The following is a 14957-nucleotide window of genomic DNA, read 5'->3' as shown; positions in this document are numbered from 1 at the left end:
AGCGGCCGGAGATCACTGCTCGCGCAGCGGGACCGACACGTACGACGGGTCGTCCGCCGGTGAGGAGAAGGTCAGCCGTGCGCCGGACGGGTTGTGCTCCAGGTAGAGCGGGTCGACGGTGTCGACGACCAGGGCGAGCCGGTGTCCTGCCGGGACGTCGTAGGCCGTGGAGCCCAGCTCCAGGTCGAGGGCGAACGGCCTTCCGGGCGTGCGCCCGTGGAAGGTGTACGGCGCGTTGCCGACCAGCTTGCCGAGGCCGAGCGGTCCCACGTCGTAGAGGTAGGCGACGAAGGTGCCGCTCTCTGCGGTCGGGGTCACCGTGGTGTGCAGCAGGGCCGTACCGCGCACCCGCTGAGTCGTGGCGTACTTCTCCGACTGCCACACGGCGGCCCAGCGGCGGGGGAGCAGGGGGATCGAGGCGACCGGGGGCAGCTGTGCGACCTGGTCGAGGATGCTGGAGAGGAAGACGATCCCGCCGTCGGCGCCGGAGTCCACGTTCGTGTGGATCGTGGTGGAGCCGGCCAGGGCCAGCTTTCTGCGCGTCGCGTTCACCGACTTCCAGTCCGGGTAGCCCTCGTAGCCGCCCCCGGTACGGGACTTGAGCCGCACGGGCTGTTCCCGGTCGACGCCGTTGTCCGCGCCCCGCAGGTAGTGGTCGAACCAGCGCCGGGTGTCCGTCCACACGTCGTTGGGCAGCCCGAACAGGCCGGTCAGCTCGGCGGTGGCGTGGTCGCCCGGGCGGAACTCCATCCGCTTGGGGCCGGTCAGCTGCTCGTAGAGGGCGGCGGACTGGTTGGGCGGGAAGATGGTGTCTCCCCAGGAGCCGGCCAGCATCACCGCGGCGCCGTTGCGGTTGAGCTGGTCGGCGTAGGTCGAGGGGGAACGTTTCTTCCCCCAGGCGACGAGGGCCTTCTCCTTCGACAGGTCGCCGGAGTAGAAGGCGGAGAAGACCTCGCGTGACTCGGTGCTCTGCCGGCCGGTGACCGTGCCCACGGTGTCCAGCACGGCCGCGGCCTGGAGGTGCTGGGTGCGGCCGGAGTAGATCGAGTCGATCAGGTCGCCCCAGCCGCTGAGCGAGGCGACGGCCTTGACGCGGGGATCGTGGGCGGCCGCCAGGACGCTGATCCCGGCGCCGTAGGAGACGCCCGCCATGCCGATGTGCGCTGCGTCGGCCGGGGTGGCGGCGAGCGCCCAGTCGATGACCGCGGAGGCGTCGGCGACGTCGCGCGGGCCCGCCACGTCGATCTCCCCGCCGGACTGCCAGAAGCCCCGCACGTTGTAACTGACCACGACGTAACCGGAGTCGGCGAGACTCCGGGCCTGGGCCAGGTACTCGACCTGCGGGAAACCCCAGCTCGTGGGGAGCACGATCAGCGGGTAGCGGCGCGTGCCGTCCGAACCCGCGGGGGTGACGACGTTCGCCTTGAGGACGGTTCCGCCGTTGCCTGCGATGTCGACGTACCGGACGGCGGTCCCGGCGGCCTGCGCCGAGGGGGCCAGGGCGAGGACGGTGCCGGCCATCAGCGAAACGGAGACGGCGCCCACGGCGGTCGTGCGCAGGGCCCTGCGGTGCTGTCCCACGGTTCACTCCTCAACTTGCCGCATTGCAAAGTGACCCGACGGTAACCGCATCTCCTACCGGAGGTAACCCGCCGGTAAGTTACGTGGCAGTAACGATTGTCGCCTCCGGCAGGGGAGCCTGGGCCAGGCGCGTCACGTCGTCCACCAGCTCGACCACGTCGGGCCCGTAGGCATGGGAGCTGACCACCTTCAGCAGCAGGACGAAGGAGCCGTCCCCGTACTTACGGGCCAGCCGCTCGTGATGTCGGACGAGATAGCGGGTGGCGGCCTGGTTGTTGATGGCCCGTTGGCCGCAGAACAGGAACACCGGCCGGGCCCCGCGCCGCCGCCCCGCGGTGAGCCGCGCCAGCAGGACGAACTCGGTGACCCCCGACTCCATCCGGTAGTGCTCCCCGCCGATCTGGAACGCCAGCCGGTCCGGGCCCGGTTCCCGGTCGGTGTTGATCCGCACCCCCGGCAGCATGGCCTGGATATGGGCCGCGGTACGCCGGTTGGAGCCCGGGCCGCCGACGCAGAACTCCGTTCGCTCCCCGAAACCCTGCCGGGCCGCGTCCTGGGTGACCACCTCGGCGCCCGCGCCGCAGTCCTTGATGAGCGCGGCGAGTTCCAGGAGTGCGAACACGTCGTGCCGGTGCACCGCGAGGTCGGCGCTGCCCGCGTCGCGGTTGACGACGAGCAGGCACTCCGAGTTCTCGGGCAGCCCGAAGAACGCCTGCTTGCGGCGGAGTCTGCGGCGCCACAGATAGGTTCGGGCGACCCAGCCGAGCGCGGCGCTGACGCCCGCCGCGATGACGCCCAGGACGATGTTGCGCACGTCGTCGTTCATGGGCGCGCATGCTAGCGGGCCGACACGTACGAGACGTACCCGTGTTCGAGGTGTGGCAGTCGTATGACAGTGCCCTGAAGGTGCCTGTCGGGGCACCGCGAATGTGGTTACGCTGCGCGGACGGTCCCGCACTGGAGGTACGGATGCGTCGCCCTGTCGCGCGGAAACTGTCGGTCCTGGCGGTCTCGGCCGCCGTGGTCACGGTGGGGGCCGCCGCGCCACCCGCCCCTCAGAGAACCCCCGTCGCCAAGGTCCCGGTCGCCGTCGGCTACGGCGGAGCCGTCGCCAGCGTGGACGTGGACGCCTCGGCGGCCGGTATCGAGGTGCTGCGCAAGGGCGGCAACGCCGTCGACGCGGCCGTCGCCACCGCCGCCGCCCTCGGCGTCACCGAGCCCTACTCGTCCGGTGTCGGCGGAGGAGGCTACTTCGTCTACTACGACGCCAAGTCCCGTGCCGTGCACACCATCGACGGCCGCGAGACGGCTCCGCTGACCGCGGACTCCGGCCTCTTCCTGGAGAACGGCAAACCGCTCGCCTTCGCCGACGCCGTCACCAGCGGCCTCGGCGTCGGCACGCCGGGCACGCCCGCCACCTGGGCGACCGCCCTCTCCCGCTGGGGCAGCGAACGGCTCGGCACGGTCCTCAAGCCCGCCGAGCGCCTGGCCCGCGACGGCTTCACCGTCGACGACACCTTCCGCTCCCAGACCGCGGCGAACGAGGCGCGCTTCCGCTACTTCCCGGACACCGCAGAGCTGTTCCTGCCCGGCGGACGGCTGCCGGTCGTCGGCTCGACGTTCAAGAACCCCGATCTCGCGCGCACCTACCGGGAGTTGGGCAGGAAGGGCGTCGACGCGATCTACCGCGGCGATCTCGGCGAGGACATCGTCTCCACGGTGAACCACCCGCCCGTGGACCCGGCCTCCGGCTGGAAGGCACGGCCGGGCGCCCTGTCCGTCAGGGACCTCGCGGCCTACCGGGCCAAGCTGCAGGCGCCCACCAGGACCTCGTACCGCGGCCTCGGCGTCTACTCCATCGCCCCCTCCTCCTCGGGCGGCACGACCGTCGGCGAGGCCCTCAACATCCTGGAGCGGACGAACCTGTCGAAGGCGAGCGAGGTGCAGTACCTGCACCACTACATCGAGGCCGGCAGGATCGCGTTCGCGGACCGCGGGCGCTGGGTCGGCGACCCCGCCTTCGAGGACGTCCCGACCAAGCAGCTGCTGTCGCAGCGGTACGCCGACTCGCGCGCCTGCCTCATCAAGGACGACGCCGTCCTCACCAGCCCCCTCGCGCCCGGCGACCCGCGCAACCCCGCCGCCTGCGCCACCGGCGGCCCGGCGGCCCCGACGACGTACGAGGGCGAGAACACCACCCACCTCACCGTCGCCGACAAGTGGGGCAACGTCGTCTCCTACACGCTCACCATCGAGCAGACCGGCGGCAGCGGCATCACCGTCCCCGGCCGCGGCTTCCTCCTCAACAACGAGCTGACCGACTTCTCCTTCGCCCCGGCCAACCCGGCCGTGCACGACCCGAACCTGCCCGGCCCCGGCAAGCGGCCGCGTTCGTCGATCTCGCCGACGATCGTCCTGGACAAGCACGACAGGCCGGTCGTGGCACTGGGGTCGCCCGGCGGCGCGACCATCATCACCACCGTGCTGCAGACCCTGACCGAGTTCCTCGACCGCCGGCTGCCGCTCGTCGACGCGATCGCGGCGCCGCGCGCCAGCCAGCGCAACGCCCCCCAGACGGAGCTGGAGCCCGCCCTCTACGACGACACCTCCCCGGGCGGCCTGCGGGCCCGGCTCGAGGCCATCGGCCACTCGTTCAAGCTCAACCCCGAGATCGGGGCGGCGACGGCCGTGCAGCGGCTGCCCGACGGCAGGTGGCTGGCCGCCGCCGAGACCGTTCGGCGCGGCGGCGGGTCGGCCCAGGTGGTGCACCCCGCACGGTAGGGGTCACAACTCGGCGGCCGGGACGGGCGGTGGGGTGCGGAACGCCAGCCGCCCGTCCTCGACCTCCACCCGCACCAGGTCGCCCTGCCCGACCCCGCCGTCGAGCAGCAGCCGCGAGAGCCGGTTGTCGACCTCGCGCTGGATGGTGCGGCGCAGCGGGCGGGCGCCGTACTCGGGCTGGTAGCCGCGCTCGGCCAGCCAGTCGACGGCCCCGGCGGCGAACTCGACCGTGACGCCCTGCGCCCGCGCCAGCCGGCGCGTGTCCTCCAGCAGCAGATCGGTGATCTGCCGCAGTTGCCCGTCGGTGAGCTGCCGGAAGACGACGACCTCGTCGATCCGGTTCAGGAACTCCGGCCGGAAGTGCTCGCGCAGCGGCCGCAGAACACGCTCCCGCCGCGCCTCCTCGTCCGCCTCGCCGCCGCCCGGCCCGAAGCCGATGCCGGCGCCCCGGCGGGTGATCTCCTCCGAGCCCAGGTTGCTGGTCATCACGATGACGGTGTGGGTGAAGTCGACCGTGCGGCCCTGGGAGTCGGTGAGGCGGCCGTCGTCCAGGACCTGCAACAGGACGTTGAAGACGTCCGGGTGGGCCTTCTCCACCTCGTCGAGCAGCAGCAGGGAGTACGGGTGCCGGCGCACCACCTCGGTGAGCTGCCCGGCCTCCTCATGGCCGACGTAGCCGGGCGGGGCGCCCACCAGCCGACTCACGGTGTGCCGTTCCTGGTACTCGCTCATGTCGAGCCGGACCATCCGCTCCTCGCTGCCGAACAGCGCCTCGGCGAGCGCGCGGGCCAGCTCCGTCTTGCCGACGCCGGTCGGTCCGAGGAACAGGAAGCTGCCGATCGGCCGGGCGGGGCTCGCGAGGCCGGCGCGGGAGCGCAGCACCGCGTCGGAGACGACCCGCACGGCCTCCTCCTGGCCGACCACCCGTTCGTGCAGATGCTCCTCGAGGGCGAGCAGCCGGTCCTTCTCCTCCTGGGTGAGGCGGGAGACGGGAATGCCCGTCTGCCGGGACACGACCTCGGCGACGGCCTCCGCGGTGACCTCCAGATGCCGGCCGTCGTCGGAGGCGTCCTCGCCGCCGGTGTCCGCGACGCGCTGCCTCAGCTCGACGATGCGGTCCCGCAGCCGGGTGGCCTCCTCGTACTGTTCGTCCGCGACCGCCCGCTCCTTGTCGCGGGCGAGATCCTCGATCTCGCGCTCCATCGCCCGCACGTCGGTGCCCTTGGTGCGGGAGCCGAGCCGCACCCGGGCGCCGGCCTGGTCGATGAGATCGATGGCCTTGTCGGGGAGCCGGCGGTCGGTGAGGTGGCGGTCGGCCAGCTCCACGGCCGCGACCAGCGCCTCGTCGGCGTAACGGACCTGGTGGTGGGCCTCGTAGCGGTCGCGCAGTCCGCGCAGGATCTCCAGCGCGTCCGCGAAGGACGGCTCCGGGACGAGGATCGGCTGGAAGCGGCGGGCGAGCGCCGCGTCCTTCTCGACGCGCCGGAACTCCTCCAGCGTCGTGGCGCCCACGATGTGCAGCTCGCCGCGGGCCAGGGGCGGCTTGAGGATGTTGGCGGCGTCCATCGCGCCGCTCTCGCCGCCCCCGCCCGCACCGACGACGGTGTGCAGCTCGTCGATGAAGACGATCAGCCGTTCGGAGTGCGCGCGGATCTCGTCGACGATGGTGTTCAGCCGCTCCTCGAAGTCGCCGCGGTAGCGGGTGCCCGCGACCACGCCGCTCAGGTCGAGGGCGATCACGCGCCGGGAGGCGAGCACGTCCGGCACGTCCCCCTCGGCGATCCGCTGGGCGAGTCCCTCCACGACGGCGGTCTTGCCGACGCCTGCGTCGCCGATCAGCACCGGGTTGTTCTTGCCGCGCCGGGAGAGGACCTCGATGGTCTGCTCGATCTCGTCGTCCCGGCCGATCACCGGGTCGATGCGCCCCTGCCGGGCCAGCTCGGTGAGGTCGCGGCCGTACTTGTCCAGGGTGGGCGTGGCCGTGGGCCGCTGCCCGTCCGCGGCGTGGGCCGGCCCGGCGGCGTCCGTGGCGTCGGACGGCAGGCCGGCGGCGGCGAAGCGGGCCGCGTTGAGGATGTGCCCGGCCGCCGAGTCCGGGTTGGCGGCGAGGGCGCCGAGCACGTGCTCCGGGCCGATGTGGCCCGCGCCGCGGCTGCGGGCCAGATCGTGCGCGTCCAGCAGGGCGCGCTTGGCCGCGGGCGTCAGGGACAGCGAGGTGGGCGGCGGCACCTCGCCCGGCGGATGCTGCACCGGTCCCGACCGCTCGTCGATCTGCGTCGCGAGGGAGTCGGGGTCGGCGCCCGCCCGGCTGAGCAGCGAGCGCGTGGGCTCCGCGGAAAGGGCCGCCCGCAGCAGGTGCTCGGTGTCCAGGTCGCGGCTGCCGTGCTCGGCGGCGTACTGGGCGGCGCCGCGGACGAGCTCGCGCGCGGGCTTGCTGAGGAGCTGGCCGATGTTGATCTGGCGGGGGCCGGGGCGAGGCCCGCCGAAGAAGCGGGCCAGGAACTCGCCGAAGGGGTCGCCGTAGCCCTCCGGGCCGTTGAAGCCGCTGGTCATGGCGTTCCGTTCGATCGACGTGCGATGCGGTGCCGGGTGCCCTCGGCTGGGGCCTTACCCCCCACCTTCGCACGCTCGCCGACCGTGGGCACGCGCAGGAAACCCCCACCGGACCGGGGCCGACGCAGTCCCACGGCAGCGGCCTGGTCGAATCCGTCCACGCCCCCGCCCACGCCCCGTGTCCGAGCCGCGGGCCGGTCGTGCCTGTGACTCTGCTTTCCAGCCGTGGACCGACCGCGCCGGTGACCCCGTCGTGCGGCTACCGGCGTTCGGTCAACACCCTCGGTCCGCCGGCCGTGATCGCCACCGTGTGCTCCGCGTGGGCCGCGCGCGAGCCGTCGTTCGTGCGCAGGGTCCAGCCGTCGGGGGCCGCGTGGTAGCCGTCCGTGCCGCCCGCGATCAGCATCGGCTCGATGGCGATGACCATGCCGTGGCGGAGCGGCAGACCGCGGCCGGGGCGGCCCTCGTTGGGGACCGCCGGGTCCTCGTGCATGTGGCGGCCGATCCCGTGGCCCCCGAAGCCGTCCGGGATGCCGTAGCCCGCCGCCCGGCACACCGTGCCGATGGCGTGCGCGATGTCGCCGATGCGGTTGCCGACGACCGCCGCCTCGATGCCCGCCGCCAGGGCCCGCTCGGCCGTCTCGATCAGCCGGACGTCCTCAGGGCGCGCCCTGCCCACGGTGAAGCTGACGGCCGAGTCGCCCGCCCAGCCGCCCAGCTGGGCGCCGAAGTCGAGCGAGACCAGGTCGCCGTCGCGCAGCCGGTAGCGGGTGGGGATGCCGTGCACGATCGCCTCGTTCACCGACGCGCAGAGCACCGCCGGGAAGGGCGTGGGCGCGAACTCGGGGCGGTAGCCGAGGAACGGCGACGTGGCGCCCGCGGCCCGCAGCACGTCGTGGGCCAGCTCGTCCAGCTCCAGCAGGGAGACGCCCACGTCGGCGGCCTCCCGCACGGTCGTCAGGGCCCGGGCGACCACCTGGCCCGCCTCGTACATGGCGTCGATCGATGTGTCCGTCTTCAGTTCCACCATTCCAATTACTATACCGGTATTAGAATGGCGGCATGGTGCGTACCCCCCTCACCCCGGAAGAGCGCGAGCGCGGCGAGCGGCTCGGCCTGCTGCTGCGCGAGGCGCGTGGCGGCCGGAGCATGGCCGAGATCGCGGCGAGCGCCGGAATCTCCGCCGAGACCCTCCGCAAGATCGAGACCGGTCGCGCGCCCACCCCGGCGTTCTTCACCGTCGCCGCGCTCGCCCGCGTGCTCGGCCTGTCCATGGACGAGCTGGCCGGGCTGTGCTCGCCGGCTCCCGTGTGATCCGCGGGGGCCGTCGCGGGGCCCGGCCTGTTCCGCACCCGAGGCCCGGGGTCAAGATTGCGCCATGTCGCCGCCGCGTCCGCTTTGAAAACTGGCCGTAGCCGCGCTGTAACACGGCTGGTGTTTTCTACGAACCGGAGTGTTCCGGTCGGGCGGGAGACGAACGATGGCTGTGGAACAACTCCCGGGCAGGGTGCGGGAGTTCGCGAGCTACCTGGGTGTGCTGCTGGCGCGCCTCGACCAGGGCGCCGGCTGGTGCGCGGTTTTCTGGCAGCGCGACCCCGACGGCATGCGGGCCTGCCTCGACGGCCACGAGGTGCCGCCCTGGGACGTCGTGGAGGCGGTGCTCCAGGATCTCGCCGCCGCCTACGGCGCCGCGGCCGCCGGGCAGGAGACGTCGCGGGCCCGGTCCCTGCACGCCGCCGCGCTCGCCGCCCACGACGCCCGTCCCGGCGGCCGTGACGCCCTCGGGGACCGCCTCGACGTCATGCTCCGCGAACAGCGCTACGCCGCCGAACGCCAGGCCGACCTGGGACGTCGGCTCGCCTCGGCGGCCACCCGGGAGCAGGCCGACGCCGTCCGGCTGGACCTCGCCTGGGCCCGCGACGACCATGAACGGGCCACCGCCCGGTGCGCCGAACTCCGTCACCGGATGGCCGAGGCGGACCGCCTCCCGGCAGCCGGAGCGCCCCCGCGCCGGGCCGGTCCCACGGCCGACGCTCACGACACCCAGCCCCCGCACCGGGCGGGCCGCGGGCACGAGGCGGGACACGGGCACGAGGCGGGCCACGCCGACGACGCCCGGATCGCATACGACGCGCGGACGGCGTACGACGCGCGAGCGGCATACGAGACGCGGACGGCATACGAGACGCGCGCCGCCGGAGCGTTCGAGGCGCGAGCCACGTCCGACCCGGCCCCCGACCCGGAGCCCGCGCCTGAGTCCACCCCTGCCCCCGATCCCGACCCCGTGCCCAAACAGCGCAAGCGCCGTCGCGGCAGCGCCCGGTTCGCCGGCCTGGCCGAGGAGGCCGACGTCGCCCCCCTCGCCGTTCCGCCCGCTTCCGTCCCCGCCCCCGGGCCGGCCGCGCCCGCGGCCGCCGCGCCGGCCCGCCGCATCCTGCGAGGCGCCCGCTTCGCCGGAGCGGCCGAGACGCCGGCCGCGCGGTCGGCCGAGCCGCAGCGCGAGCCGCTGGACGCGACGGCCCGGCAGGAGACCGTCGACGCGGTCCGGCATCTGGTGCGACTGCGTGCCGAGGGACGCAGCGGCGAGGCGCACGCCCTGCTCGCCGAGCTCGCCGCGCTGCCCGCCGCGCGCATTCCGCTGCTCGCCGCCGAGCTCCAGCGCGCCGGACTCACCGCGGACTGGACGACCCTGCTCTGGGAGGCCGCCTCCCTCCCCGCCGACCGGCTCGTCGCCGCGGCCGACGCGCTCGTCGCGGTGGGGCGCACCGCCGACGGGCAGCAGATCCTGCGGCAGGGGGTGGCCCGGCCGGCCGAGGAGATCGGGCAGGGCGTCCTCGGCCTGGTCCGGGAGGGCCGGCGGCGCGAGGCCCGCGCGCTGCTCGACGCCTACGTCCGGGTCCGCACCCCCGAGGAGGCCGCCCGCAGCGCCGCCCCGGACCCGCAGACCCTGGTCCCGCTGCTGCTCGAGGCCGCCAAGGCCGCCTCGGAGGAACGCCACCGGGACCTGGTGCACGCCCTGCGGGTGGCCGGTTTCACCGCCTGACCGGCGCCGCACCCGGTGCGCCGAACGCACCGTGACTCACCCACAGGGGTGTGAAACGCGATCGACTCCGCGGGTTGACGACGATGGTCTTGGCAAGCCCGTCCAGGAGGCTTACGTTCGTCCCTCTACGACCTTCGTCTACGGGCGTAGAGGCTCTGACGTCCCGTCGAAGGAGCAGCTCATGGCCAACGTCGTACGTGCCGCACTGGTCCAGGCCACCTGGACCGGCGACACCGAGTCCATGGTGGCGAAACACGAGGAGCACGCCCGGGAGGCGGCCCGCCGGGGCGCGAAGATCATCGGGTTCCAGGAGGTGTTCAACGCTCCCTACTTCTGTCAGGTCCAGGAGCCGGAGCACTACCGCTGGGCGGAGCCGGTCCCGGACGGGCCGACCGTGCGCCGCATGCAGGACCTCGCCCGCGAGACGGGCATGGTGATCGTCGTGCCGGTCTTCGAGGTCGAGCAGTCCGGGTTCTACTACAACACCGCCGCCGTGATCGACGCCGACGGCTCCTACCTCGGCAAGTACCGCAAGCACCACATCCCCCAGGTGAAGGGGTTCTGGGAGAAGTACTACTTCCGGCCGGGAAACATCGGCTGGCCGGTGTTCGACACGGCCGTCGGCCGGGTCGGCGTGTACATCTGCTACGACCGCCACTTCCCCGAGGGCTGGCGGCAGCTGGGCCTGGGGGGCGCCCAGCTGGTCTACAACCCGTCCGCCACCCACCGCGGCCTCTCCGCCCATCTGTGGCAGCTGGAGCAGCCGGCGGCGGCCGTCGCCAACGAGTACTTCGTCGCCGCGATCAACCGGGTCGGCGTCGAGGAGTACGGGGACAACGACTTCTACGGGACGTCGTACTTCGTCGACCCGCGCGGCAAGTTCGTCGGCGACGTGGCGAGTGACCGGGACGAGGAACTCGTCGTCCGCGACCTCGACTTCGACCTGGTCGAGGAGGTCCGGCAGCAGTGGGCCTTCTACCGCGACCGCCGCCCCGACGCCTATGAAGGGCTGGTGCAGCCGTGAGCGACCTCTACGCCCGGCACCGGGGCGTCCTGCCGGACTGGCTCGCCCTCTACTACGAGGAGCCGCTGGAGATCACCCACGGCGAGGGCCGGCACGTCTGGGACTCCGAGGGAAACAAGTACCTCGACTTCTTCGGCGGCATCCTCACCACCATGACCGCGCACGCGCTGCCCGAGGTCACGAAGGCGGTCGCCGAGCAGGCCGGGCGGATCGTCCACTCCTCGACGCTCTACCTCAACCGGCCCATGGTCGAGCTCGCCGAGCGCATCGCCCACATCAGCGGCATCCCCGACGCCCGGGTCTTCTTCACCACCTCGGGCACCGAGGCCAACGACACCGCGCTGCTGCTCGCCACCACCCACCGGCGCAGCAACACCGTGCTGGCGATGCGCAACAGTTACCACGGCCGTTCCTTCAGCGCGGTCGGCATCACCGGCAACCGCGGCTGGTCCCCGACCTCGCTGTCACCGCTGCAGACCCTGTACGTGCACGGAGGGGTCCGCGGCCGAGGACCGTTCGCCGGCCTCGACGACGCCGCCTTCGTCGACGCCTGCGTCGCCGACCTGAAGGACCTGCTCGGGCACACCCGTGCGCCCGCCGCCCTGATCGCCGAGCCCATCCAGGGCGTCGGCGGGTTCACCTCGCCGCCCGACGGCCTGTACGCGGCCTTCCGCGAGGTGCTGGACGAACACGGCATCCTGTGGATCGCCGACGAGGTGCAGACCGGCTGGGGCCGTACCGGCGAGCACTTCTGGGGCTGGCAGGCACACGGCCGCAACGGTCCGCCGGACATCGTCACCTTCGCCAAGGGCATCGGCAACGGCATGTCCGTCGGCGGTGTCATCGCCCGCTCCGAGATCATGAACTGCCTGGACGCCAACAGCATCTCCACCTTCGGCGGCACCCAGATCACCATGGCTGCCGCACTCGCCAACCTCTCCTACCTGCTGGAACACGACCTCCAGGGCAACGCCCGGCGGGTCGGCGGCCTGCTCATCGAGCGGCTGCGGGCCGCCGCCGCCCAGGATCCGGGCGTGCGGGAGGTGCGCGGACGCGGCCTCATGATCGGCGTCGAGCTGACCCGCCCCGGCACCGGACTGGCCGACCCGGACCGGGCGTCCGCCGTACTGGAGGCGGCCCGCGCCGACGGGCTGCTGATCGGCAAGGGCGGCGGCCACGACACCAGCGCCCTGCGCGTCGCTCCTCCGCTGTCCCTGACCGTGGCGGAGGCCGAAGAGGGCGCCGCGATCCTCGAAAGCGCGCTGAGGAGCACGCGATAGCGCAGGTCTGAGCCAAGGGAACACATCGCATGACCATTGCCCTGGAGCCCTGGGGGCCCGTGGAGCCGCTGGAGCCCGCCCTGTCGGTCCGTCAGGTCCTGGCCCTGGAAAGGGTCCTGGCCGGAGAACCCGAAGTGGTGGCGGGCGCCGGCCGGCTCGACCGGCCGGTGCGCTGGGTGCACGTCGCCGAGGCCGCCGACGTCGGCGTGATGCTGACCGGCGGCGAGATGGTCCTCACCACCGGGGTGCTGCTCGCCGGCGACGAGAGCGCGCAGACCGAGTACGTCCACTCCCTGCACCGTGCCGAGGCGGCGGCCGTGGTGCTGGGCCTCGGACGGGCGTTCCCGACCACGCCCGACGCGATGCGGCGGGCCGCCGAGCGGTGCGGGCTGCCGATGATCGTGCTCCATCGCCCCTTCCCCTTCGCCGAGTTGACGGAGGAGGTGCAGTCCCGGCTGGTACGGCGCAAGTTCGCCGCCGTCAGCCTCTCGGAGGCCGTGCGGACCGCGCTCACCGCGCTGATCACCGCGGGAGCCCCCCTGCAGCTGCTGCTCGACGAGATCGCCCAGCACGCGGCCTGTCCCGTCGTCGTCACCAACCTCGCCCACCGGGTGCTGGCCACGGCGGGGGAGCGGCCGGCGGTCGACGACGTGCTGCGGGACTGGGAACGCATCGCCCGCCAGGCCGGCGGCACCGAGGGAGACGGCTGGATCCGCGCCGAACTCGGCGGCCGCGGTGAACGCTGGGGGCAGATCATGCTCTGCGGGCACCGCGGCGACACCGCAGGCGGACGGCTGCTCGCCGACCGGGCCGCCGAGGCGCTCGTGCTGCACCGCATGCTCGGCGGCGCCTCCGCCCACACGTGGGAGGAGCAGTCCGCGCAGAGCCTGCTCACGGATCTGGTCTCCGGCGTCGTCCCGGCGCGCCAGCTGCTGCCCCGGGCCCGGGCGGCCGGCCTCCCGGTCAACCGGCGCACCTTCGTGCCGCTCGTCGTGCGGGACGTCGCCCTCGACCGGCTCGAACGGGTACTGCGCTTGCTGGGGCTCGCGGGACTGGTCGCGGAACTCGCGGACGGGGCGACGGCGGTGCTGCTCAGCCTCGCCCGCGACCAGGACGCCGAGGCGCTCGCCGCCCACTTCGCGACCAGGCTGCGCACCGAGGCGGGCCAGGCCCGCACGGTCGTCGCGGCGGCCGACCCGCGGACCCTCTGGGACGAGGTGCCCGCCGGGCTGCGTGAGGCCCAGCACGTGGCGGACGCCGTGGCCGACTCTGCCGCCGTCCTCGACCTGCCGCTCGTCGTCCGCCTCAAGGACGTCCACCTGCGCGGACTGATCCGCCTGCTGCGGGACGACCCGCACGTGCAGTCGTTCGCCGAGCGCGAGCTGGACGGACTGCTGTGCGCGGCCGGGGACGACCTGCTCGCCGTCCTGCGGACGTATCTGGCCACCGGCCGCAACAAGTCCCGCACCGCCCAGCTCCACCACGTCTCCCGGCCGGCGCTGTACCGCCGCCTGGAGGCGATAGAGGGCCGGCTGGGCGTGGACCTCGACGACTTCGAACAGGCCGCCTCGGTGCACATCGCGCTCCTCGCGCACGACGCGCAGCAGGGCTGACCGCGCGCGGCCGGTGCACGGGAAACAGCTGAGAAACATGGAACGACCTGGGAAAACGGTGGTGAAACATGGGTCCGGGAAGACGTGACACGGTGACACGCCGGACGCGCTCAGGCGTGACACCGTGCAACTCAAAGCGGGCCGGCCGGCTTCCTAGGCTCCTCGTACACCGAGCGACCGGAGGTCCCGATGAGCAGAGTGATCCGTGCCGCCGTCTTCCAGACGGCCTGGACCGGCGACAAGGAATCGATGATCCAGGTGCACGAGCAGGCGGTCCGCGACGCGGCCGCCCAGGGTGCTCAGGTCCTGTGTTTCCAGGAGCTGTTCTACGGACCGTACTTCTGCCAGGTCCAGGACCCGCAGTTCTACGAGTACGCCGAGCAGATCCCCGACGGCCCGATCGTCCAGCGCTTCCAGGCGCTGGCCAGGGAGCACGGCATCGTCCTGGTGCTGCCGATGTACGAGGAGGAGCAGCCCGGCGTCCTCTACAACACCGCCGCCGTGATCGACGCGGACGGTTCCTACCTCGGCAAGTACCGCAAGCACCACATCCCGCAGGTGAAGGGCTTCTGGGAGAAGTTCTACTTCCGCCCCGGGAACGTCGGCTGGCCGGTCTTCGAGACGGCCGTCGGGAAGATCGGCGTCTACATCTGCTACGACCGCCACTTCCCCGAGGGCTGGCGCGCACTGGGACTCGAGGGCGCCGAGATCGTCTTCAACCCGTCGGCGACCTCCCGCGGCCTGTCCGCGTACCTGTGGCAGCTGGAACAGCCTGCGGCCGCCGTCGCCAACGAGTACTTCGTCGGCGCGATCAACCGGGTCGGCGTCGAGGAACTCGGCGAGAACGACTTCTACGGGACCTCGTACTTCGTGGACCCGGAGGCCCAGTTCGTCGGGGAGGTGGCCAGCGACAAGGAGCCCGAACTCGTCGTCCGCGACCTCGACATGGCGAAGCTGCGCGCGGTCCGCGACCGCTGGCAGTTCTACCGGGACCGCCGTCCGGAGGCCTACGGCCCGCTGACCGCACCGTAGTCGGCCGCGGCCGCCGCCGAGGCCGCCGCCGGTCCGGTGCAAGGGGGCCG

General features: G+C 73.0%; 11 protein-coding genes. 7 read left to right on the top strand and 4 right to left on the bottom strand.

Annotation, left to right across the window (positions count from 1 at the left end):
• Nucleotides 1–12 precede the first annotated feature (12 nt).
• Together ACN6LD_RS08555 and ACN6LD_RS08550 are read right to left on the bottom strand one after the other, a co-directional pair.
• Nucleotides 13–1581, bottom strand: a complete 1569-nt coding sequence (locus ACN6LD_RS08555) for an alpha/beta fold hydrolase (protein WP_445042826.1) — start codon at nt 1579–1581, stop codon at nt 13–15.
• A gap of 79 nt (nt 1582–1660) precedes the next feature.
• Nucleotides 1661–2407 (bottom strand): hypothetical protein, encoded by a 747-nt coding sequence (locus ACN6LD_RS08550; RefSeq protein WP_319193649.1) that lies wholly within the window; start codon nt 2405–2407, stop codon nt 1661–1663.
• Between the two features lie 143 nt (nt 2408–2550).
• On the opposite strand from ACN6LD_RS08550, the gene ggt reads away from it, so the two are divergent.
• Nucleotides 2551–4362 (top strand): gamma-glutamyltransferase, encoded by a 1812-nt coding sequence (ggt, locus tag ACN6LD_RS08545; RefSeq protein WP_445042825.1) that lies wholly within the window; start codon nt 2551–2553, stop codon nt 4360–4362.
• Between the two features lie 3 nt (nt 4363–4365).
• Here the strand turns inward: ggt and ACN6LD_RS08540 are convergent, their stop codons facing one another.
• Together ACN6LD_RS08540 and map are read right to left on the bottom strand one after the other, a co-directional pair.
• Complete coding sequence (locus ACN6LD_RS08540) at nt 4366–6915, bottom strand: ATP-dependent Clp protease ATP-binding subunit (RefSeq protein ID WP_445042824.1); 2550 nt, start codon at nt 6913–6915, stop codon at nt 4366–4368.
• Between the two features lie 259 nt (nt 6916–7174).
• Nucleotides 7175–7945 (bottom strand): type I methionyl aminopeptidase, encoded by a 771-nt coding sequence (map, locus tag ACN6LD_RS08535; RefSeq protein ID WP_319193654.1) that lies wholly within the window; start codon nt 7943–7945, stop codon nt 7175–7177.
• A gap of 32 nt (nt 7946–7977) precedes the next feature.
• Between map and ACN6LD_RS08530 the strand changes: the two genes are divergently transcribed.
• From ACN6LD_RS08530 to ACN6LD_RS08505, 6 genes are all read left to right on the top strand, one after another.
• On the top strand, nt 7978–8229 hold the full coding sequence (locus ACN6LD_RS08530; protein ID WP_319193656.1) for a helix-turn-helix domain-containing protein: 252 nt from the start codon (nt 7978–7980) through the stop codon (nt 8227–8229).
• A gap of 166 nt (nt 8230–8395) precedes the next feature.
• Complete coding sequence (locus ACN6LD_RS08525) at nt 8396–9958, top strand: hypothetical protein (RefSeq protein ID WP_445042823.1); 1563 nt, start codon at nt 8396–8398, stop codon at nt 9956–9958.
• Between the two features lie 181 nt (nt 9959–10139).
• On the top strand, nt 10140–10982 hold the full coding sequence (locus tag ACN6LD_RS08520; RefSeq protein ID WP_319197005.1) for a nitrilase-related carbon-nitrogen hydrolase: 843 nt from the start codon (nt 10140–10142) through the stop codon (nt 10980–10982).
• Nucleotides 10979–12262 (top strand): aspartate aminotransferase family protein, encoded by a 1284-nt coding sequence (locus ACN6LD_RS08515; RefSeq protein ID WP_445042822.1) that lies wholly within the window; start codon nt 10979–10981, stop codon nt 12260–12262. Before ACN6LD_RS08520 ends, ACN6LD_RS08515 begins: the two co-directional genes overlap by 4 nt.
• Nucleotides 12263–12291: 29 nt before the next feature.
• Nucleotides 12292–13875: a PucR family transcriptional regulator gene (locus ACN6LD_RS08510; protein WP_445042821.1), complete on the top strand. Its 1584-nt coding sequence runs from the start codon at nt 12292–12294 to the stop codon at nt 13873–13875.
• A gap of 189 nt (nt 13876–14064) precedes the next feature.
• Nucleotides 14065–14907 (top strand): nitrilase-related carbon-nitrogen hydrolase, encoded by an 843-nt coding sequence (locus ACN6LD_RS08505; RefSeq protein ID WP_319197000.1) that lies wholly within the window; start codon nt 14065–14067, stop codon nt 14905–14907.
• Nucleotides 14908–14957 lie beyond the last annotated feature (50 nt).

It is taken from the genome of Streptomyces sp. SAS_272 (assembly GCF_052543235.1).
Note: the sequence above shows the minus strand (reverse complement) of the source record. Positions and strands in the feature narration are given on the sequence as shown.